Source organism: Terrabacter sp. GCM10028922 (assembly GCF_042666095.1).
GTDB lineage: Bacteria > Actinomycetota > Actinomycetes > Actinomycetales > Dermatophilaceae > Terrabacter.
In genome coordinates, this window is the sequence record NZ_JBHTFG010000007.1 from 16,143 (window position 1) to 36,751 (window position 20,609).

At 70.1% G+C, this 20,609-nt stretch carries 17 protein-coding genes; 1 reads left to right on the forward strand and 16 read right to left on the reverse strand.

From position 1 onward, the window contains the following. Positions 1-23: 23 nt before the first annotated feature. The 9 genes from ACFQU3_RS07590 to ACFQU3_RS07630 form a co-directional block, all read right to left on the reverse strand. A complete protein-coding gene (locus ACFQU3_RS07590; RefSeq protein WP_385908322.1) occupies positions 24-1,385 on the reverse strand; it encodes a phosphoribosyltransferase family protein in 1,362 nt (453 codons plus the stop codon). A 72-nt stretch (positions 1,386-1,457) separates the two neighbouring features. Further along, positions 1,458-2,210 carry a FadR/GntR family transcriptional regulator gene (locus ACFQU3_RS07595; RefSeq protein WP_385908324.1) on the reverse strand — a complete coding sequence of 251 codons (753 nt, stop codon included), beginning with the start codon at positions 2,208-2,210 and terminating at the stop codon, positions 1,458-1,460. A 9-nt stretch (positions 2,211-2,219) separates the two neighbouring features. Beyond that, complete coding sequence (gene denD, locus ACFQU3_RS07600; protein WP_385908326.1) at positions 2,220-3,266, reverse strand: D-erythronate dehydrogenase; 1,047 nt, start codon at positions 3,264-3,266, stop codon at positions 2,220-2,222. Beyond that, positions 3,263-4,066, reverse strand: a complete 804-nt coding sequence (gene otnI, locus ACFQU3_RS07605) for a 2-oxo-tetronate isomerase (RefSeq protein ID WP_385908327.1) — start codon at positions 4,064-4,066, stop codon at positions 3,263-3,265. Before otnI ends, denD begins: the two co-directional genes overlap by 4 nt. Positions 4,067-4,109: 43 nt before the next feature. Beyond that, a complete protein-coding gene (locus ACFQU3_RS07610; protein ID WP_385908329.1) occupies positions 4,110-5,420 on the reverse strand; it encodes an MFS transporter in 1,311 nt (436 codons plus the stop codon). A gap of 130 nt (positions 5,421-5,550) precedes the next feature. Beyond that, positions 5,551-6,267 (reverse strand): aldolase, encoded by a 717-nt coding sequence (locus ACFQU3_RS07615; protein WP_385908331.1) that lies wholly within the window; start codon positions 6,265-6,267, stop codon positions 5,551-5,553. Further along, on the reverse strand, positions 6,264-7,544 hold the full coding sequence (gene otnK, locus ACFQU3_RS07620) for a 3-oxo-tetronate kinase (protein ID WP_385908332.1): 1,281 nt from the start codon (positions 7,542-7,544) through the stop codon (positions 6,264-6,266). The genes ACFQU3_RS07615 and otnK overlap by 4 nt, the downstream gene beginning before the upstream one ends. Position 7,545: 1 nt before the next feature. Continuing rightward, the gene (gene ltnD / locus ACFQU3_RS07625) at positions 7,546-8,490 is read right to left on the reverse strand and encodes an L-threonate dehydrogenase (protein WP_385908334.1); all 945 of its coding nucleotides are present in this window, start codon (positions 8,488-8,490) and stop codon (positions 7,546-7,548) included. Positions 8,491-8,783: 293 nt separating this feature from the next. Continuing rightward, positions 8,784-9,257 carry a methylglyoxal synthase gene (locus ACFQU3_RS07630; protein WP_385908336.1) on the reverse strand — a complete coding sequence of 158 codons (474 nt, stop codon included), beginning with the start codon at positions 9,255-9,257 and terminating at the stop codon, positions 8,784-8,786. Between the two features lie 157 nt (positions 9,258-9,414). Between ACFQU3_RS07630 and ACFQU3_RS07635 the strand changes: the two genes are divergently transcribed. Beyond that, positions 9,415-9,771, forward strand: a complete 357-nt coding sequence (locus tag ACFQU3_RS07635) for an arsenate reductase family protein (RefSeq protein WP_385908338.1) — start codon at positions 9,415-9,417, stop codon at positions 9,769-9,771. Positions 9,772-9,792: 21 nt separating this feature from the next. Here ACFQU3_RS07635 and ACFQU3_RS07640 read toward each other — a convergent pair whose 3' ends face one another. The 7 genes from ACFQU3_RS07640 to ACFQU3_RS07670 all read right to left on the reverse strand — a co-directional run bounded on the left by ACFQU3_RS07640 (position 9,793) and on the right by ACFQU3_RS07670 (position 20,595). Continuing rightward, positions 9,793-10,557, reverse strand: coding sequence for a DUF5995 family protein (locus ACFQU3_RS07640; RefSeq protein ID WP_385908340.1), 765 nt, complete (start codon positions 10,555-10,557; stop codon positions 9,793-9,795). A gap of 298 nt (positions 10,558-10,855) precedes the next feature. After that, positions 10,856-13,975, reverse strand: coding sequence for a M14 family zinc carboxypeptidase (locus ACFQU3_RS07645; RefSeq protein ID WP_385908342.1), 3,120 nt, complete (start codon positions 13,973-13,975; stop codon positions 10,856-10,858). Between the two features lie 547 nt (positions 13,976-14,522). Beyond that, on the reverse strand, positions 14,523-15,260 hold the full coding sequence (locus ACFQU3_RS07650) for a DsbA family protein (protein WP_385908344.1): 738 nt from the start codon (positions 15,258-15,260) through the stop codon (positions 14,523-14,525). A 52-nt stretch (positions 15,261-15,312) separates the two neighbouring features. After that, positions 15,313-16,458 carry an ABC transporter ATP-binding protein gene (locus tag ACFQU3_RS07655; RefSeq protein ID WP_385908611.1) on the reverse strand — a complete coding sequence of 382 codons (1,146 nt, stop codon included), beginning with the start codon at positions 16,456-16,458 and terminating at the stop codon, positions 15,313-15,315. Positions 16,459-16,525: 67 nt separating this feature from the next. Then, complete coding sequence (locus ACFQU3_RS07660; protein ID WP_385908346.1) at positions 16,526-17,683, reverse strand: ABC transporter ATP-binding protein; 1,158 nt, start codon at positions 17,681-17,683, stop codon at positions 16,526-16,528. Next, a complete protein-coding gene (locus tag ACFQU3_RS07665) occupies positions 17,680-18,693 on the reverse strand; it encodes an ABC transporter permease (protein WP_385908348.1) in 1,014 nt (337 codons plus the stop codon). Before ACFQU3_RS07665 ends, ACFQU3_RS07660 begins: the two co-directional genes overlap by 4 nt. Positions 18,694-18,807: 114 nt before the next feature. Then, positions 18,808-20,595: an ABC transporter substrate-binding protein gene (locus ACFQU3_RS07670; protein WP_385908350.1), complete on the reverse strand. Its 1,788-nt coding sequence runs from the start codon at positions 20,593-20,595 to the stop codon at positions 18,808-18,810. Positions 20,596-20,609 lie beyond the last annotated feature (14 nt).

Genomic DNA, 20,609 nt, shown 5'->3' on the forward strand with positions numbered 1-20,609 from the left:
GCCAGAGACGTCCTGCGCCCGCGTCATCGACGGCCGCCGGTGGCGCGTTGAAACGTCTGGATGTTGTTGCTGAACCAGTCGCGTGACAGCTGGGCCACGCGCTCGAGGGCTCCGGGCTCGGTGAAGAGGTGCGTCGCTCCCGGAACCACCGCGAGCCGTGTCGGGCACTGCATCCGGGCCCGGGCCTGCTCGTTGAGCGTGATGACGGCGGGGTCGCGGCTGCCGACGATGAGCAGGGTCGGCGCGGTGACGCGGTCGAGCCACTCCATCGCCAGGTCGGGCCTCCCACCGCGCGAGACCACGGCGCCCACGCGGTCACCGGCGACGGCCGCCGCATACAGTGCTGCACCGGCGCCGGTGCTCGCCCCGAAGTAGCCGAGACCCGTGACGGTGTCCCGACGCTGCGCGAGGACCCAGTCGGTCGCCGCGAGAAGACGACGACCCAGCAGCGGGATGTCGAAGACCTTCGCGCGATCGGTCTCCTCGTCCGCGGTGAGCAGGTCGAGCAGCAGCGTGCCGAGGCCCACGTCGTGCAGCGAGGAGGCGACGAAGCGGTTGCGCGGGCTGTGCCGGCTGCTCCCGGACCCGTGTGCGAACAGGACCACTGCCTCCGCACCGGCCGGGACGGTCAGGTGCGCACCCAGGACCACCCCGTCGGCCACGACCTCGACGTCGGAGCCGGCGTCGGAGCCGACGTCGGACTCGACCGGGTGGTCGGCGGTGACGGGGTCCGCGGCCCCGGACGGCGCCCGGCGTCGGGCGTCCGCGAGCAGCCGAGCTGCCTCGGCATCCGTCGTCGGCCGGAAGTCGGCATAGTGCAGACCGACGGCACGGAAGTGAGGTGGCGTGTCGACCACCACGACCTCGTCGGCGTCCGCGAACCCCTTCGCCACCTTCGCGGCGGCGACGGGGACGGCGAGCACGACCCGGGACGCGCCGCGCGCCCGAGCGACCTGGCAGGCGACCCGCGCGGTGGCGCCGGTGGCCATGCCGTCGTCGACGATGACGACCGTACGGCCGGTCAGGTCGACGGGGGGCCGGCCGGCCCGGAGCCGTGCGGCCCGCGCGGCCAGGACCTGGCGCTCGCGCTGCTCGGCGGCCTGCACCTGCTGTTCGGTCACCCTCAACCGGCGGATGAGGGCACGGTCGAGCACGCGGGCCCCGCCTTCACCGATGGCGCCCATGGCGAGCTCCGGGTGCACGGGGACCCCCAGCTTGCGTACGGCGAGCACGTCGAGCGGTGCGCCGAGCGACGCCGCGACCTCGTGGGCCACCGGTACTCCGCCTCGGGGTAGGGCGAGTACCACGGGGTCGGCGTGGCGCAGGTGCTCGAGGCGTCGGGCCAGCTGCCGACCCGCGTCGCTGCGGTCCACGAACCTGGTCATGTCGATCACCTCTCCCGAGGTGTAGCGCGCCGGGCCGCGCGGGACAAGGCCCGAGGGTCTCGCGGTCGCGCCTCAGTTCGCCTCGTCGAGATCCACCGGGACGTCCGGGGCCTCGTTCCAGAAGCTGTCTCCGGCGTCCTGCAACCGCTCCTCGGCGTGCCGCATGTGGTCGCGCGCCGCAGCCGCGGCCGAGTCGGGGTCGCCCGACTCGATGGCGTCCATGATCGCGTGGTGCTCGCGGCGGACCTGCTGGATGAAGTCGTCGCGCCGGGCTTCGTTGGCTCGGGTCACCCGTATGCCGCTGCGCATCACCTCTCCGAGGTAGCGGACCGTGGCGACGAGATAGGGGTTGTCCGTCGCCTCCGCGACGGAGCGGTGGAAGGCGAGGTCCTCGTCGACACCGTCACGACCGGCCGCGGCCGCCTCGTCGATGGCGAGCAGGGCGCCGCGGATCCGGGTGATGTCGTCGGGTGTGACCCGGGTGGCTGCGAGGGCTGCGGCCTCGGCCTCGATCGCCCGGCGCACCTCGACGATGTGCACGACCTTGGTCCGGGTCTCTGAGGCTTCGAGCGAGAGGTCGAGAGGCTCCATCCGGGGCTTGATGACGAACACGCCGAGGCCCTGGCGCGGCTCGAGCAGGCCGGCCGTCCGAAGCTGGGACACGGCCTCGCGCACGACGGTGCGGCTCACTCCGAGCTGCTTGACGAGCTCGACCTCGGTCGGCAGCTTGTCACCGACGGCAAGCCGTCCGGAGCGGATCTCCTCGGTGAGCAGCCCGGCGACCTGGTCGGCCAACCGGACTGGGCCCCTCACCTTGGACAGCACCATCGCAGTCTAGCTGCGGTGCAGTGCGGTCTCGATGACTGTGAGCGTGCCCGGCGCCACGTCGTCGCGGTGGTCCGCGACGTACTGGAGCACGACGGACTCGAAGTCCGAGTCGGCATGCAGGCCAAGGGTCGAGGCCCGCGAGTTGTCGAAGTGCGACGGCCAGGACCCCACGATGGCCTCGACGGCAGGGTCGGGGGCGAAGGTCACGAGGTCGGCGACGTCGTCACCGGCCACGCGCCGCACGGTGCTCATGATCTCGGCGACCGTGACGGTGAGTGCAGGCAGGTTGACCGGAAGCCGGCCCGTGAGCTCGCCGGGGCGGCTGCCTCGCGGCGCCTCGGCAACTCGGAGGATGCCCTCGACCGTCGCTCGTGGAGACGCCAGGGCGACCCGTAGCTGTGGGCTCACCGGGCACGTTGCCGGGATGCCGGCCAGCGGTTCGCGGACGATGCCGGACAGGAAGCCGGAGGCGGCGGCGTTCGGCCGGCCGGGTCGCACGGCGACCGTCATCAGCCGGGCGACCCGGCCGTCGATGAAGCCCTTGCGCGTGTAGTCGGCGATGAGCTGCTCGCACACGTACTTCTGCGTGCCGTAGCTCGACTGCGGTGTGGGCAGGGTCGCCTCGGTGACGGGTGAGCGGAGGGGCAGGGCGGCATCCGAGCCGTAGACGGCGACGCTGCTCGAGAAGACGACGAGGGGAACCGGGCCCGCGGCCTCGCCCTGACGGCGGGCCGCGGCCAGGAGCGCGGACGTCGTCTCGAGGTTGGCGCGCATGCCGAGGTCGAAGTCGGCCTCTGCCTCTGCCGAGACGGCCGAGGCGAGGTGAAAGACGGCGTCGACCGGCTCGGCGAACACCTCGTCGAGCGAGTCGAGCAGGTCGCCCTCGACGACGCTGACGCGTCGGTCCAGCGTCACGGGCAGGCCATCGCGCACGAAGCGGTCGGCCAGCACCAGGCCGGTCAGCGGCCGGCCGCGGAAGCTCCCGCGCCGGAGCAGCTCGGCTGCGAGCTGCACACCGACGAAGCCGAAGCCGCCGGTGATGACGATCCTCATGCCGACGCCCCCTGCCAGGCGGCGAGCCAGCCGAGGCCTTCGCTCGTGCCGCCTCTCGGTCGGTACTCGCAGCCGACCCACCCGTCGTGGCCCACGTCGTCGACGACGTGGAACAGATGCGCCACGTCGAGCTCTCCGGAGTCGGGCTCGTTGCGGTCGGGCACACCGGCCACCTGCAGGTGCCCGACGCGGCCGGTGGGCAGGTCACGCCGGAGCGTGGTGGTCAGGTCGCCCTCGGTGATCTGGCAGTGGTAGAGGTCGAGCTGCACCTTGAGGTTCGGCGCGCCGACGCGCTGGACGAGCTCGTGGGCCTCGCCCTGACGCGAGATGAGGTAGCCGGGCATGTCACGCTGGTTGATCGGCTCGACGAGCACGTCCAGCTCGGCCTGGGCGGCGTGCGCGGCCGCCCAGGCGAGATTCGTCTCGTAGAGGTGCCGGCGCTGGTGGCGGTCGGCGACATCTGCGCCGGGCGGTACGAGCCCCGCCATGACGTGCACGCGCGGGCAGGCAAGGGTTGCCGCGTACTCGAGCGCGACGGCGAAACCGCTCCGGAACTCGGCCTCCCGACCGGGGAGCGACGCGATCCCGCGCTCCCCGGCCGCCCAGTCACCCGGGGGAGCGTTGAAGAGCACCTGCTCGAGCCCGTTCTCCTCGAGGCGCCGGCGCAGCTCGGCTACGGGGTGCTCGTACGGGAAGAGGTACTCGACCCCGGTGAAGCCGTCGGCTGCTGCGGCGGCGAACCGGTCGAGGAAGTCGTGCTCCACGTACATCATCGACAGGTTGGCGGCGAATCTGGGCACTGCTGCTCCTTCGTGCGGAGGCGGTCGTCGATGGGGCGGGACGTCAGCGGTTGACGAGGCTCTTGCGGGTGGTGAGGACGGCCGCGGCGCCGATCGCGAGCACGACCGCGAGGACGTACATCGGCAGGTGGATCGAGCCTGTGGCGTCCTTGATCGAGCCGATCATGTACGGGCTGACGAAGCCGGCCAGGTTGCCCACCGAGTTGATGACCGCGATGCCCGCGGCGGCGGCCGCGCCGCCGAGGAACGACGTCGGCAGCGACCAGAACAACGGCGCGCACGTCAGCACGCCCGCGGCGGCCACGGACAGGGCGACGAGCGACAGGATGGTCGAGCCGCTCCACAGCGCGGTGAGGCAGAAGCCCACCGTGCCCAGCAGAGCGGGGATCACCAGGTGCCAGCGACGTTCGCGCCGCTTGTCGGCGGACCAGCCGAACGCGTTCATCGCCACGAGCGCGACGACGTACGGGATGGCGCTCAGCACGCCGATCGTCAGGGCGTTGTCGATGCCCGTCGACTTGACGAACGTCGGCATCCAGAAGGTCAGGGCGTACTGGCCCATGACGAAGCAGAAGTAGATGCCGCACATGAGCCAGACCTTGGGGTCCTTGAAGGCCGCCCACACCGGGCCGTGGTTCTCCTTGTGGGCGCTGTCCTCGCGGATGGCGCGCTCGATGACCTGCTTCTCCGACTCGTCGAGCCACGTCGCGCTGCGGACGCTGTTGTCGAGGTAGAAGAGCGTGACGACGCCGATGATGAGCGCGGGGACCGCCTCGATGACGAACATCCACTGCCAGCCCTCGAGGCCGCTGAGGCCGTCGAACGTGTTCATGATCCAGCCCGACAGCGGGTTGCCGAAGATACCGGCGACGGGGATGGCCGACATGAACATCGCGATGACCTTCGCGCGACGCTGCGACGGGAACCAGTAGGTGCAGTAGAGGATGACGCCGGGGTAGAAGCCGGCCTCGGCGACGCCCAGCAGGAACCGCAGGACGTAGAACGTCGCCTCGCTGTTGACGAACATGAAGGCACCGGACACCAGGCCCCACGTGATCATGATGCGGGCGATCCAGATCTTCGCGCCGACCTTCTGGAGCAGGACGTTCGAGGGCACCTCGAAGATGAAGTAGCCGATGAAGAAGAGGCCCGCGCCGAGGCCGAAGGCCGCCTCGCTGAAGCCGAGGTCGGATGACATCTGCAGCTTGGCGAAGCCCACGTTGACGCGGTCGAGGTAGGAGACGACGTAGCAGAGCATGAGGAACGGGACGATCCGAAGGACGACCTTGCGGAACACCACGTTCTCGCGTTGCTGGTCGACCGCTGTGGGGGGAGGGGAGACGGACGTGGACATTGCGACCTCCTTGTCGCTCAGGATGCCTGAGGTGGTGGGACGAGCTGTGCTGGTTGCTGCAGGCGGTGCTGGGTGTGCTGGTGGTGCGGAACTTTCTCGCGCGTCGAGACGGTCGTTCGTCAGACGCAGGTCACCACGTGGCGCCGAAGGTGTCCTTCAGCTCCTGGATGGCGTGGGGCGGGAGCGGCTCGGGTCGGCGGTCGGTGAGGAGCCACAGCCGCGCGGTCTCCTCGAGCTCCTCGAGCACCGCCATGGCGGCGTCGGCGGTCGGGCCCCAGACGACGGGCCCGAGGCGCTCGAGCATGACGGCGCGGATCGGGGTGCCGCGCCCAGCGGCATCCGCGATCGCCTGCTCGACGAGGTCGACGACCGCGGGGTGCCCGGGGCGGTGGTAGGGGATGAGCGGCACGTGGCCGACCTTCATGACGTAGTACGGCGTGAGTGGCGGCAGGATGTCGCCCGGCTGGTAGACGCCCGAGAGGGTCAGCGCCACGAGGTGCGTCGAGTGCGTGTGGATGAGGAACCCGGCCTCGGCCGAGCCGGCGTAGATGCTTCGGTGCAGGGCGAGGGTCTTGCTCGCCCGGTCTCCCGAGCGCTGCTGGCCGTCGGGTGCGACGACGGAGATCCGCTCGGCCTCGAGGAAGCCGAGCGTCGCATCGGTCGGGGTGATGAGCACGTCGTCGCCGGCGCGGGTGCTGAGGTTGCCGGCGCTCGCGTGCACGTAGCCGCGGCTGTGCAGGCTCCGGCCCACCCGCACGATCTCTGCGCGGGCGGTGGCGACCGCGCCGGCGCTGCCGATGGGCGAGCTTGTCGCTGTGGCGGTCTCGTCGACGGCGTGGCTGGTCATGACGTGCTCCCCTCGAGAGCGGCGAGTGCCTTCGTGAAGAAGTCGGGGGTGCCGAAGTTGCCCGACTTGAGGGTGACGTGCAGCGTCTCGCCGCCCGGCAGGGGCGCCGCGCACCAGGGAACGCCGGGGTCGATCTGCCCCCCGATGCGCAGCCGGTCGACGCCGAGCGCCTGCACCACCGCGCCGGACGTCTCTCCGCCGGCGACGACGAGCTGGCGCACGCCGCGCTCGACGAGCCCACGGGCGATGCCGGCGAGGGTCTGCTCGACGAGCTCGCCGGCCTCGGCAGCGCCGAGTCGGCCCTGCACCGAGCGGACGGCATCCGGCTGTTCGGTGGAGTAGACGAGCACGGGCCCGGAGCCGAGGTGGGCGTCGGCGTAGTCGAGCGCCGCGCCGATGACGTCCTCACCGGCGGCGATGCGCAGGGGGTCGACGGTGTAGGCGGGGAGCCCGCGGCCGAGGTAGTCGACCACCTGGCCGTTCGTCGCGACCGACACCGACCCCGAGACCACGGCCTGCCGGCCTGTGGCCGGAGGCAGGGTCGCAGCCTCCTCGGACGGTGCGATGCCCCAGTTCGCCGGCAGGCCGATGGCGACGCCCGAACCGGCCGTCACGAGTGGCAGGCCCGCGAGGGCCTCCCCGAGCCGCAGAAGGTCGTCGTTGCTGACGGCGTCGACGACGGCGATGCCGACGCCGGTGGCGCGCAGCTGCTCGATGCGGGCCCGAACCGCCTCGGGCCCGTCGGCGACGACCCGGTGGTCGATGAGTGCCACCTGGCAAGAGCACTGCGCCGCAAGGACGTTCACAAGGTTCGAGTCCGTCATCGGGGTGAGCGGATGGTGCCGCATGCCGCTGCGCTCGAGCAGCACGTCACCGACGAAGAGGTGGCCCTTGAACACGGTGCGTCCGTTGTCCGGGAACGCCGGCGTGGCCACGGTGAAGTCGGTTTCGAGCGCCGCCATGAGCGCCTCGGTGACGGGCCCGATGTTGCCGGCCGCCGTGGAGTCGAAGGTCGAGCAGTACTTGAAGTAGATCTGCTCGGCACCGGCCGTGCGGAGCCAGTCGAGGGCCTCCAGCGAGAGCGCGACCGCCTCGGCGGCCGGCACCGTGCGCGACTTCAGCGCGATGACGACGGCGTCGGCGTCCGCGATGTCGGCGGCTGACCCGTCGGGGGTGCCGATGGTCTGCACCACCCGCATGCCTGCGCGCACGAGGTTGTTCGCGAGGTCGGTGGCGCCCGTGAAGTCGTCGGCGATGCAGCCGAGTCGGACCGACATGTCAGGCACCCAGGCCGTCGACGGTGTCGGCGTCCACGACGGGCGTCGGCAGCTCGATGCCGGGGAAGATCTTGATCACGGCGCTGTCGTCCTCGCGGCCGAGGCCCGCGGCCGAGGCCTGGAGGAACATCTGGTGCGCGGCGGCAGCAAGCGGCAGCGGTGAACGGGTCGGCCCGGCGGCGTCGAGAACGAGGCCGAGGTCCTTGACGAAGATGTCGACGGCTGAGAGGGGCGTGTAGTCGCCGGCGAGCACGTGCGCCATCCGGTTCTCGAACATCCACGAGGTGCCGGCGCTGTGCGTGATGACCTCGTAGAGGTCGTCGGCGGCGACGCCCGCCTTGATGCCGAGCGCCATGGCCTCGGCGGCCGCAGCGATGTGGACGCCTGCGAGCAGCTGGTTCACGATCTTGACCTTGGATCCGTTGCCGGCGCGGTCGCCGAGCCGGTAGACGGTGCCGCTCATCGCGTCGAGCACCGGCGCCGCCACGGCGTATGCCGCGGCCGAACCCGACGTCATCATCGTCAGCTCGCCCGCGGCCGACTTGACCGCGCCGCCGGAGATGGGAGCGTCGAGGTAGAGGATGCCGCGCTCGGCGAGGCGCTCCTCGAGGGCCACGGACCAGCTCGGGTCGACCGTCGAGCACATGACGAAGACGGAACCTTCGCGCAGGCGGTCGGCCGCGCCGTCGGCGCCGAAGAGGACGTCCTCGACCTGGGCCGCGTTGACGACGACGCTGACGAGCACGTCCACGGTCGTCGCGAGCTCGGCGGGGGAGGAGTGCGCCGTGCCGCCCTCACGGGCGAACGCGCGGGCGACCTCGGGGCGCACGTCGAAGACAGCGACGGGATAGCCCGCGCGTCTCACCGACGCCGCCATGCCGGAGCCCATGGCCCCGAGGCCGATGACCCCCACCCGGGTCTGCGTCGTCCTTGTCGCATCCTGCATGTCGCGCGCTCCGTCTCCATCGACTTCATGGCCCGATCGCTCGGGTTATTGGGTCATAGTATGACCTGACGACTGCGGGTGTCGCACTGTGATCTACATCACATAGGAGTACGTGACGATCCGGACGTGGGGCGTAGCCTCTTTCCTGCGCGGGCGGCCGCATTCACCCCGCCGTGGCTGGATGGTTGCGGCGATGAGCCTCTCGAGCCCGCAGGATTCCCGCCACGGTTCCGATGCCGGTGGTCTGGGTGATCCGCGACGAGCTGGCGGCACCCAGCGGTGACGGCGTTTCGTCAGGCGACGAGGGTGGGGCCGTCGGGTGTTGCGGACATGTCGCCCGTCAGCACTCGGTCGCCGAAGTCGGGGCGGACCGGCGTGTAGTCGCCCGACAGGAGCGGGGAGGAGATCATGAGGTCCGCGCTGGCCACGTTGCACGCGACGGCGGTGTTCCAGACGGCGGCCACGCGCAGCAGTGCCTTGACGTCGGGGTCGTGCGGCTGTGGCTCGAGCGGGTCCCAGAAGAAGACGAGCAGGTCGATCGTGCCCTCGGCGATGCGTGCACCGATCTGCTGGTCGCCGCCGACGGGTCCGCTGAGCAGTCGCGTGACGGGGAGGCCGAGCTCGTACTGCAGGAGCGTTCCCGTGGTGCCCGTCGCGAAGAGCCGGTGCCTGGCGAGCGTCTCGCTGTTGAACGCGGCCCAGCGGAGCAGCTCGGGCTTCTTGTTGTCATGGGCCACGAGGGCAATCCCTCGCTCGGTCGTCTCCATGGTGCTGCCCTTCGGGTCGGGGCCTGGTGACCCCACGGTGCCCGACGGACGTGTCCGGCCGGTTGCGCCGATGTGAGCGACACGTTGCGGTCGTCGGGTGCGCCGTGGGCGCACCGGGCCGGCGTTGAAGGCGAGTGCCCCGGCTAGGGTCTGGACCATGAGCGACGTGACGATCCTGCACAACCAGAGCTGCTCCACCTCCCGTGCGGCCATGGAGCGCATCGGCGAGGCGGAGGTGTCTGCGGACGTCGTCGACTACCTGCGCCACCCGCTCGACGCGGCCCAGCTCGAGGACCTGCTCGACAAGCTCGAGGACGCCCCGACCCACCTGGTGCGCCGTGACACCCACTTCCGCGAGCTCGGCCTGACCGACGCGGACGTCGAGACGCGCGAGCAGGTCGTCGCGGTCCTGACGCAGCATCCCAGGCTCCTGCAGCGCCCGGTGGTGGTCCGCGGCGACCGCGCGATCATCGGACGGCCCAAGGAGCGGGTCGCCGCCTTCCTCGCGGAGTGACCCGCTGGCGGTGACGCCGCCTCACGCCGCCGGCGGGAGGAGGACGCCGAACCCCGCAACCGCGAGCCGCAGCAGCACCTGCCCCGGCGCGAGCAGGTCGGCGATCCGTGCGGCGCTGAGCACCTCGAGCTCGGCGAGCCGGACGGCATACGCCTCGGGACCGGCGATGCGGGCGTGCTGGAGCTCGATCGTGTTGTGCCACACCTTGTTCCGCGCCTCGCGGAGGAAGCGCGCCGAGGCGCGGTGGTTGAGCGGGGTCAGCAGACGGTCGACGATGCTCCGCGCCGACTGCGCGGCCAGCTCGTCGTCCTCAGCGGCGACCCTGCCGGCCAGCACGGCGTCGATGCGCTCGTGGTCGCGGCGCCGCTTGTCGACCACCCGCGGATCGGCGAACTCCTCGTCACTGATGACGCCGAGCAGGGCCTGGGGCAGGTCGTAGTTGATGTGCGCGTTGATGCCGAGGAGCACCTGGCGCAGGGGCGGCAGGTCCGGCGGCGCGGCGAACGCGAGCCGCCACGGACGAGGCGCCGGCCGCGCGGGGTCGGCGGCGAGATCTGCGTCGAGGGCGTCGAGGTAGAGGTCGGCGAAGACGACGTCCCAGGCCGCGACCCACGCGGGATCCTCGAAGGCGGCACTCTCGACCGCGCTCGCCACGGCGCGGGTGGTGCGCAGGTAGGTCGCGAGGAACGTACGACGCGCCGCCAGGTGCGCGGGCATGGCGTCGAGAAGCACCGTCATCCGGTCGACGACGTCGGAGATCCTCCGTCCGTCCACGCTCTCGGTCATCGTCGCGATCTCCTCACCACCATGCTGCTCGGCTCCCATTCTGGGGCGGGAGTCGCACGGCGTCAGTCGAATCCGGCCGTCGTGACGCGAGGCGCCTGGTCGAGGAGGCCAGACAGGAGCACGGACGCAGCTGACGCGGTCCTTCAGCGCGGTCGAGGTCGGGAACCACGAGACCGACGCCCACCGCATCCGCAGGTGCCGGTAACGCCGCGGCCCTCTCGTCCGATGAGACGTGCAGAGGAGGCGCCACCCGGACCCGATCGGGTGGCGCCTCTCTCCTGTCACCGGCCGGGTCGCCTCACTGCAGCAGGTGACCCATGACGGCACCCATCAGTGCGGTGCGCTTGGCCGCGGACGTCACTCCCTCCAGCCCGAAGCCGAGGATCACGGTGTCGGGGGTCGTGACCGAGTTGCCGACCTTGAACCCGCTGGCGTCCGTACGTATCCACGTGTTGGCGTTGGCGGCGCTACCTGCGGGAGCCGGCCCGGCGACCCATCCTCCGAGGTCCGTCGCGAATGACTCCGTCGTCCCGTTCGGGTACGTGATGTCGTCGACGAAGGCGCCGACGCCCTGCACGGCCCAGTCACTGGCGTACGCGATCGAGATCTCGACCGTCCTGCCCTGCCACGCGGACAGGTCGACGTTCCACTGCACCCAGCCACCCGAGCTGCCGGACGCGGCGTTCCACGACCCCGTCGTACCGGTGGACGTGCAGGTGTCGTCCGCGGGCTCGGGGTTGTCGGTGAACGTCTGGTAGTGCGCCAGGTGCGGGTGCAGGTCCTGCCACCCCTCGGGGCAGCTGTCGCCCGTCGCGGTGGTCGTGTGACCGTTGAGGTCAGGCAGGGTGGTCCAGTCGTCGCCGCCCGGAGTGCGGGCCTCGACGAACACGTGGTCCCAGGCCTGCTCGGTGTCGTACGACGTCCAGAACGAGAGGGAACCTCCGCCGGCGGGCACCGCCACCTGCCGCGTCAGCCGCTTGTACGTCACGTCCGCGACCTGCGAATAGACGTACTGCGTGCCGGTGTGCGGCTCGAAGGGGCCGCCCGGCTTCACCCAGCGTGACGACGGCCAGCTCTCGAACTGCGGGAAGTCGGACACAGGCAGGATCGCGCTCGTCGCGAGGAACGACGCCGTGATGTCCTGGTTCTTCGCGCTCTGGCCACCGTTGAGTCCCCACGTCAACCCGGTGAACGGGGTGTCGATGCCGACCGAGTCGAAGGCACGGCCGCGCGCGTCGAGGCCGTCTTCGGAGACCACGAGGAAGGCGCCGAAGGAGTACTGCAGCACGTCGTTCGTCCCGTCACCCGACCCCGAGAGGAACAGGCAGCGGCGCGGATCCACCGAGGGAGCAGGCACCGTGTCGCACTGGATCTCGCCCTGTGGGTCGTAGAGCTGCTCGGTCACGCTGCTGGCGTACTGCTGACCAGCGAAGTCGCCGGCATACATCACGGTGCCACCCTCGTTGAGGTACGCGCGCAGCTCGAGCAGCTCGTCCAGGGCCAGACGGTCGGCGTTTCCGGGACCCCACCCGGCGCGCCGCGTGATGACGTCGTCACCGGTCTCCATCACGACGGTGTCGTAGTGGCTCAGCACTCCGAGCGCGTCGGGTGCGGTGCGTCCACGGGCGTCGATGTCGTAGACGTCCGAGGCGATGCCGTTCGCGGTGAGCGCCGCGGTGTAGTAGCTCGCGTAGTGCGGGCCGTTGGTGTTCTGCACCGGCGATGCGCCGGTGTAGTCCTCTGCCGCGACGACGAGCACCCGGTCACTGCTCTCGGAGACGGCTCGGTACGTGAACGACGGACTGACCTCGCCGCCACCCTCGAACCACACCTGGACCGAGTCACCGGGACTGGTGCCCTTCACCTGTCCACGCATCTGGTGGTAGTACACCGACGCCGGTGTGGAGGTCTCGCCGCCTGCCCATTCCGCGGTGGGGGCCGACTTCACCGGGCCTCCGTTGATGCGGTACTTCGCGGTCACGGCTCCGAGGCTTCGCTTGGCGTTGACGGCCACGGGTTGGGGATCCCCGTAGGAGTAGGCGAAGCTCAGCTGCGTGCCGGGAACCCCGCGCTTGTACGGGTCGGCACTGTCGATGTAGAAGGGCTCGGTGTCGAGTCCGACGACGGACACCGGATCGTCCGGGTCGAGCGCCGATCGCGCCACGGAGTCGGCGAACGGCAGGTTGCGGAGGAACTCCTCCTGCACGAGGGCGTCGTCGTCGGGGAAGACGAACCCGCAGCCCGCGCAGCCCTCCGAGAGCTCCGGCGTCCACGCGAGGGCGTCGGTCACGGCGTGCGCGTAGTCCGTCGTCTCGCCGTTCGTGACGTAGAGGACGTCCGAGCTCAGGCCGGGGTGGAAGTCCTCGATGGCCGGCTTGTCGAGGTTGCCGGACATGGCGTAGTAGATCGGGTCGTCCGCTGTCGGTGTGGCGATCTGCCAGCCCTCGGGATAGAGCAGCCACTGGCCGGCGGAGTGCCAGTTGACCTGGAAGGCGAATCCGATCCGGTCGAGCAGGCCCTTGAGCGCCGCCGTCTCGGGCTCGGACACGGGGCCGGTGCCGCGGTAGGTCTCGCTCGACGTGATGTCGGACGAGCCCTCGTTGTCATAGCCCCAGTGGTTCGGCCAGTTGCGGTTGGGGTCGACACCGTCGCCGACCGTGATCTGGCCGTCACCGTTGTTGTCTCGCAACGTCTTTCGCCACAGGCGCTCGTGCTCGAACGTGTACTGGTAGCCGTCGGGGTTGGCGACCAGGACGAACCACAGCTCGGTGGTCTGCAGCAGGGCCTTGACCCCGGGGTCGTTGGCCCTCCACTTGTCGATGTACCACTTCATGAGTCGGCGGTTGACCTCGGTCGAGATCCACTCGCGGGCGTGCTGCGTCGAGCTGTAGAGCACGGCCGGTCGGCTGCCGTCGGCCTGGCCCGGTGCGCCCTGGGTCAGCTTGACGGCGAGGATCTCGCGGCCCTGGACCGAGGTGCCGAGCTTGACGAGCTTGGCGACGGATGAGTTGGCGGCGGCGGCAGCGTACATCTGGTCGCGGATGCCACCGGCCTCGTCGTACGAGCGCCAGACGGTGAAGCCGTTCACGGCCTGCTGGGCGGCGAACTCCCGGACGGTCTTGCCGCCCTTGACTCTCGTGAGCTGCGGGTTGATCCCGAGCTTGCGCATGTCGTCTCGCTGACCCGGTGTCAGGTACAGCTGGACCTGGTCCTTGGCGCGCCCCTGTTCGCTGAGGTCGTGACCGAGCTTCGCGAGCTGGCTGCGCTGTTCGGCTGTCACGGTCGCGGTGTACGCGTCGATGTGGCCTCGGTCCACCGGCCCCGCGCTGGGCGCGGCCTGGGACGGAACTGCCACAAGGAGGGCCGCGACGACTGCGGTCGCGGCAACGGCGATGGAGATCGCCCGTGGAGTTCTCATTGACGTCCTCGATGTGAGTTGCGTGTGAGGTGGATCACAACACGGTCCCACCGGGTCGTGAGGTCGGCAATGGTCCGTCGGGACCGGCGTGGGACAAGGGTGCCCATCTGTGGTGGCGTGTCCCGACTGTTCGGTTTCTCCCCACGGCGCCATCGCCCAGGGCGTTGTCCGAGGCGGTGTGCGAACCGGTGTGAGAACCGGTTCATGAACCGACGTGTAACGCGGAGGCCGCCTCCGCCGATGGTGCAGGTGAAGAGGCGCCACTCGAACCCCCGAGCGAGTGGCGCCTCTCCTTGCGTCCGGGTCGGGACCGCGAAGGAGCGTCCTCAGCCCGTGCGGTCGGTGGCCGTGCCGCGACGGTCGCGACCGCCAGGCCGACCGCCTCGTCGGAGAGCGCGATGCCCTCGACGAGCAGCGCGTCCAGGACCATTCCGTGCCCGCCTCCACGCAGGCGCGCTACGTCACTGTTGCGTGGGGAGGAGCAGTGACGGAGCCGCGCGAGGTCGGCGGGACCGCGTCCAGGACGGCGCCGGCTCGGCCCCGAGAGTCAGATGGCGCAGCCGTCGGGGCCGCACGCAGCGGCGTCTTGTCCGGCGCCGGTGGCGCCAGCGCCACCGGGGGTCGCGCCCGCCTGGACCATGACGAGCGGGTGCGACGCGCGCCAGGCCTGCTCGAGAGCCTGGGCGAACAGCTCCGTGGGCTGGGCGCCGGAGACGCCGTACTTCTCGTCGAGGACGAAGAAGGGCACGCCGCGGATGCCGAGCTGGTGGGCGGCACTGATGTCGGCGCCGACGGCGTCACGCCACGTGTGTGCGTCGAGGTCACGCCTGATCTCGTCCGCGTCGAGACCGGCCTCGGTACCGATGCGGACGAGGACGTCGCGGTCGCCGATGTCCTCACCGTGCTCGAAGTGCGCCGAGAGCAACGCCTCCTTGACGGCATCTCCGGCACCGCGCGCCTTGGCGAGGTGGAGCAGCTCGTGGCCGGCGAAGCTGTTGGCCACGACGACGGAGCCGAAGTCGTAGCGCAGGCCCTCGTCGGCGGCGATGGCCGTCACCTGGTCGAACATCTGGCTCACCTGCGTGCGCGACATGCCCTTGCGCTGCACGAGGTAGTCGAGCTCGGTGCCGTCGTGGTGGTCGGGAAGCGTGGGGTCGAGCTGGTAGCTGCGCCAGTGCACCTCGACGTCGTCACGATGCGGGAACGCGTCGAGCGCCTTCTCGAAACGGCGCTTGCCGATGTAGCACCAGGGGCACGCGATGTCAGACCAGATCTCGACCTTCATGCAACGCTCAACCATCCCGGTCAGCGTTTGCTTCCCCGGCGCGGGCCGGGCTTCAGGGGCGCGGGTTCGGTCGGTCGCCGTATGCCGTGTCGTCGGCGGGGGCCCCGGCGCCCGCAGTGGGAGCGTCGTCGGGCACGACGTCGCCGAGCGGCGCGTCCGGCTGGGGCGGGGGCACGTCGAGGTTCTCGGGGAAGTGACAGGCGACCTGGTGCCGCGGCGCCAGCTCCACGAGCGGGGGCTCCTGCGTCTTGCAGATCTCCTGCGCCTTCCAGCACCGTGTGTGGAAACGGCACGCGGGCGGCGGGTTGACCGGGCTCGGGACGTCGCCCTCGAGCCGGATGCGCTCGCGCTTCGTGCGCCGCTGCGTGTCGGGGATCGGTACGGCCGAGAGGAGCGCGGTCGTGTACGGGTGCATCGGCCGGGTGTAGAGCTCGTCCCGGTCGGCGATCTCGACGAGCTTGCCGAGGTACATGACGGCCACCCGGTCGGACATGTGCCGCACGACCGACAGGTCGTGGGCGATGACGACGTAGGTCAGTCCGAGCTCGTCCTGGAGGTCCTCCAGCAGGTTGATCACCTGGGCCTGGATCGACACGTCGAGGGCAGAGACCGGCTCGTCGGCGACGATGAGCTTCGGCTTGAGTGCGAGCGACCGGGCGATGCCGATGCGCTGACGCTGGCCGCCCGAGAACTCGTGGGGGTAGCGGTTGTAGTGCTCGGGGTTGAGCCCGACGAGCTCCAGCACGTCCTGGACCTCGCGCTTGATGCCCTTCTCGGTCTTGATGTTCTGCAGGCGGTAGGGCGCCCCGACGATGGTGCCGACGGTGTGCCTCGGGTTGAGCGAGCCGTACGGGTCCTGGAAGATCATCTGGACGTCGCGACGCAACGGACGCAGCTTCCCGGCGGACCAGTGCGTGATGTCCTCGCCCTCGAGCAGGATCGAGCCGGCGGTCGGCTCGAGCAGCCGCGTCAGCATGCGACCGGTCGTCGTCTTGCCGCATCCCGACTCGCCGACGAGCGAGAGCGTCTCGCCGCGGGTCACGTCGAAGGTCAGGCCGTCGACGGCCTGGACCGCGCCGACCTGGCGCTGGAGCAGGCCCCGGCGGATCGGGAAGTGCTTCGTCAGGTCGGTGACCTGCAGCAGCGACTCGCCCAGGTGCTTCGACGCGGTCGGCGTCACGCGGGTGGTGGTCACGATGGGGCTCCTGTGCTGAGGTCTCGCGAGGCTCGACCGGACGGGGCGGCGTGGACGGACGGGATGCCTGTCACAGCGTCGGCCTGATGTCGTTCTCCCAGATGGTCCTGCGGTCCGCCTCGGTGAGGTGGCAGGCCGAGTAGTGGCCCGGAACCGTCTCGGCGAAGGGCGGACGCTGCGACTGGCTCAGGCCGTGGTTGCGGTCGCGGTACGCGCACCGGGGGTGGAACGGGCAGCCGGACGGCACGTTGATCAGGCTCGGCGGGGTGCCGACGATCGGCCGCAGGCGCTCCGTGCGCACCCGGTCGAGGCGGGGCATCGAGCTGAGCAGGCCCCACGTGTACGGGTGCTGCGGCCTCTCGAAGACGTCCTCGGCACGGGAGTACTCCACGGACCGGCCGGCATACATCACCATGATGTCGTCGGAGAGCTCGGCGACGACGCCCAGGTCGTGCGTGATGATGACGACCGCGGAGTTGAACTCGTGCTGCAGGTCACGGATGAGGTCGAGGATCTGCGCCTGCACCGTGACGTCGAGCGCGGTCGTCGGCTCGTCGGCGATGAGCAGGTCGGGGTCGCACGAGAGGGCCATGGCGATCATCGCGCGCTGGCGCATGCCGCCCGAGAACTGGTGCGGGTAGTCGTCGATGCGGCTGTTCGCCTGGGGGATGCCGACGCGGTCGAGCATGCTGATCGCGTGCTTCCTCGCGACGGACGTGCTGACGCGGTGGTGGACCTTGTAGGCCTCGATGATCTGGTGGCCCACCGTGTAGAACGGGTGCATCGCCGAGAGCGGGTCCTGGAAGATCATCGCCATGCGCTTGCCGCGCAACGAGCGCACCGACTCGGGGCTCGCGCCGATGAGCTCCTCGCCGCCGAGCCGGATCGACCCGGTCATCCGGACGGTGCCCGGCTTGTGCAGGCCCATGATCGACATGCTCGTCACGCTCTTGCCCGAGCCGGACTCGCCGACGATCCCGAGGGTCTTGCCACGCGCGAGGTCGAACGAGAGGCCGTCGACCGACTTGACGATGCCGTCGTCGGTGGGGAAGTGGACCCGGAGGTCGCGTACGGACAGGAACGCGTCGGGCGCCGGTGCGCCGAGCCCGCCGATGCCGTCGAGGGCGTTGACGGACGCCGTGTCGCCCTTGCGGCGTCGGGGCTTGGCAGGCGCGTCGGCGGGCGAGCCGGCGGGCCCGGCGGCGGGCGGCTGCGTTGACTGGGTCATGAGGTGCGGACTCTCGGGTCGACGACGGCGTACAGGAGGTCAACGACGAGGTTGGCCACGATGATGAAGATGGCTCCGAGGAGGGTCACCCCGAGCACCTTGGGAAGGTCGTTGTTCGTGATGGCCTGCACGGCGTACTGGCCGATGCCCGGCAGGGAGAAGGTCGTCTCGGTGAGGATGGCACCGCCGAGGAGAAGGCCCAGGTCGAGGCCGAAGATCGTGAGGATCGGGGTCAGGGCCGCTCGCAGGCCGTGCTTGACGACGACGTCGCGCTCCCTGAGGCCCTTGGCACGTGCCGTGCGGATGTAGTCCTCGCCCATGGTCTCCAGCATGCCCGCGCGGGTGAGCCGCGCGTAGGCCGCGGCGTAGAGGAACGCGAGGGTGATCCACGGCAGGAGCATGCGGTGGACGAGGTCGAGCGGGCTGGTCGCGTCGAGCGGGCTGGACCCACCGCCATACGTCCACTTGAGGCCGTAGCTGAAGATCGACAGCGACAGCAGGCCGGTGAAGAAGATCGGGAGGGAGACGCCAGCGAGGGCGACCCCCATGAGGCTGCGGTCGAGGGCGCTGCCGCGTCTGAGCGCAGAGACGACGCCCGTGAAGACGCCGCCGACGAGCCACAGCAACGCTGCGCCCGCCGCGAGGATGAGCGTGACCGGTAGTCGGTCGAGCAGGTCCGGCAGGACAGGGTTCTGCGTGATGAAGGAGTAGCCGAGGCACGGCGCGGGGCAGTGGTCGATGCTCGCGCCGGTGTCGTAGTCCGCGCCCGCGACGATGCCCTTGACGAAGCGGCCGTACTGCACCCAGACCGGGTCGGTGAAGCCGAGGCGGACCGCCGTCTGGTGGATCTGCTCGGCGCCGGCGCTCTTGCCGACGTAGCGCGACGCGAGGTCGTCGGCGGTGGCCCCGGCGATGCGGGGCACGAGGAAGAAGATGGCGAAGACGACGGCCGACACGATGAAGAGCAGCACGATGGCGCCGATCAGGCGCCGGATGAGATATGTCAGCACGTTGCTCGGCCGGAGGTGGTGGCGAGCCCGGTCGGGCCCACCACCACCTCCACGCCTTCACCTACTTTCGGTGGCAGGGAAGTGGTCCGGTGGCCTGGTTCTCAGGCCACGGGGTCAGCTCTTCTTGGCGACGCCCACGGACGCGTAGTCGTACATGTTGAACCCGTCGTTGACGAAGACGTTCGTCAGGTTCTCCGGGCGGAAGAGCAGCGACTTGGCCCAGATGCCGGGAAGGATCTCGGCGTTGTCCATGACGAGCTTGTCGATCTCGGCCCAGATCGCCTCGCGCTTCGTCTTGTCGTTCTCCTTCAGGGCCCTGTCGATGGCGGCGTCGATCTCGGGCACCTTGATGCCGAGGTTCGTGTTGCCGGCCGGGCGGATGGACCGGCTGTCGACGACCTGCTGGAGGAAGCCGAAGCCGTCGGGCCAGTCCGAACCCCAGCTCATGATGAGCAGGCCGAGGTTGTTGGCCTTCGTGAAGTCGGGCTTGCCGGCGTAGAGCTTGAAGTAGTCACCAGCCGGGTAGCCCTTCAGCGTCAGCTTGATGCCGACCTTGGCAAGGGACTGCTGCAGCGCCTCGGCGACCGCCTTCTCCTTCGGGCGCTCCGGGCGGTAGGAGACGTTCGTCTCGAAGCCGTCCGGCTTGCCGCACTTGGCGAGAGCGGCCTTGGCGGCGTCGACGTCACCCTCGGGCTTGGCCTTCAGGTTGAACGGGTCGATCTCCTGGTAGCCCGGGATCGCCGGCGGCAGAAGGCTCGTGGCGATGTCGCCACCCGTACCGCCACCGTAGGCGCGCTGGTAGCCCGTCTTGTCGTAGGCGAGGATGACGGCCTTGCGGCACTCGATGTTGTCGAACGGCGCGACCAGCGGGTTGATCTGCGTGTAGTTGGAGCGCGCGACCTTGATGTTGTCGGTCCGGGCCTTGAGGGCCTGGTCCGCGAGGATCTTGCCCTGCGCGGCGGCCGAGACGCCGGTGCCGGCGAGGTCGATGTCGAGGTCACCTGACATGAGGCGGTTGTCGAGGTCGGCCGCGTTGACGCCGATCTCCACGGTGATCTTGTCCGGCAGGGCCTTGCGCCCGCTGTCGGGGTCGGTGGCCGGGTCGTAGTTCTCGTTGCGCACGAACTCGATGCGCTTGCCGGGCTGGTAGGCCGAGAACTTGTACGGGCCGCTGGCGACGTACGTCTCCTTGTACTTCGTGCCGGTGTCCTTGGCCTGCGGCACCGGGGCGGTGGCGGGCAGCTGGGCCAGGTAGTCGAAGCCGGAGAAGGGGGTCTTCAGCTTGAAGACGATCGTCTTGTCGTCGGGCGTCTCGATGGACTTGAGGTTGTCGAGGTTCTTGTCCTTGTAGACGGAGTAGCCCTCGGGGACGTCGGCGAGGAAGTCGTTGAAGTAGGTCGGGCCGTTCGGGAACGTGTCCTTGTCGAGCTGGCGCGCGACGCCGTACTTGATGTCCTTGCTCGTGATCGGCGTGCCGTCGGAGTACTTGAGGCCGTCACGCAGCGTGTAGGTCCACGTCTTGTTGTCGGCGCTCGGCTTGCCCAGCGAGGTCGCGAGGTCGGGGACGAGCTGCGTGCCCTCCTGGCCCGGAGCCGACTTGAACACCACGAGGGTGCGGGCGTAGTTGCGCAGCAGGTTCCACGAGAGGCCGTAGTACGTGTCGCCGGTGTCGACGGAGTCCCAGTCGCTCGAGATGCCGAACCGGAGCGTCCCACCCTTCTCGCTCGAGGGGTTGAAGATCGCGGTGGCCGCCGCATTGGCTGCAGGTGCAGCCGCACCTCCACCGCCACCGCCACCACCACCGGTGGGCGACGTGCCCGGCGTCTGGCTGCCCGCACAGGCGGACAACCCCAGGGCGAGGGCGGCCGCGGTAGCGACCACCATCACACGTGTGTTCTTCATGAGTGGTTGCACTC

Bases quoted from the DNA above. Each gene is read 5' to 3' on its own strand.
- ACFQU3_RS07590 (WP_385908322.1), bottom strand. From the start codon at position 1,385: ATGACCAGGTTCGTGGACCGCAGCGACGCGGGTCGGCAGCTGGCCCGA.
- denD (WP_385908326.1), bottom strand. From the start codon at position 3,266: ATGAGGATCGTCATCACCGGCGGCTTCGGCTTCGTCGGTGTGCAGCTC.
- ACFQU3_RS07610 (WP_385908329.1), bottom strand. From the start codon at position 5,420: ATGTCCACGTCCGTCTCCCCTCCCCCCACAGCGGTCGACCAGCAACGC.
- ACFQU3_RS07615 (WP_385908331.1), bottom strand. From the start codon at position 6,267: ATGACCAGCCACGCCGTCGACGAGACCGCCACAGCGACAAGCTCGCCC.
- otnK (WP_385908332.1), bottom strand. From the start codon at position 7,544: ATGTCGGTCCGACTCGGCTGCATCGCCGACGACTTCACGGGCGCCACC.
- ltnD (WP_385908334.1), bottom strand. From the start codon at position 8,490: ATGCAGGATGCGACAAGGACGACGCAGACCCGGGTGGGGGTCATCGGC.
- ACFQU3_RS07630 (WP_385908336.1), bottom strand. From the start codon at position 9,257: ATGGAGACGACCGAGCGAGGGATTGCCCTCGTGGCCCATGACAACAAG.
- ACFQU3_RS07635 (WP_385908338.1), top strand. From the start codon at position 9,415: ATGAGCGACGTGACGATCCTGCACAACCAGAGCTGCTCCACCTCCCGT.
- ACFQU3_RS07640 (WP_385908340.1), bottom strand. From the start codon at position 10,557: ATGACCGAGAGCGTGGACGGACGGAGGATCTCCGACGTCGTCGACCGG.
- ACFQU3_RS07645 (WP_385908342.1), bottom strand. From the start codon at position 13,975: ATGAGAACTCCACGGGCGATCTCCATCGCCGTTGCCGCGACCGCAGTC.
- ACFQU3_RS07650 (WP_385908344.1), bottom strand. From the start codon at position 15,260: ATGAAGGTCGAGATCTGGTCTGACATCGCGTGCCCCTGGTGCTACATC.
- ACFQU3_RS07660 (WP_385908346.1), bottom strand. From the start codon at position 17,683: ATGACCCAGTCAACGCAGCCGCCCGCCGCCGGGCCCGCCGGCTCGCCC.
- ACFQU3_RS07670 (WP_385908350.1), bottom strand. From the start codon at position 20,595: ATGAAGAACACACGTGTGATGGTGGTCGCTACCGCGGCCGCCCTCGCC.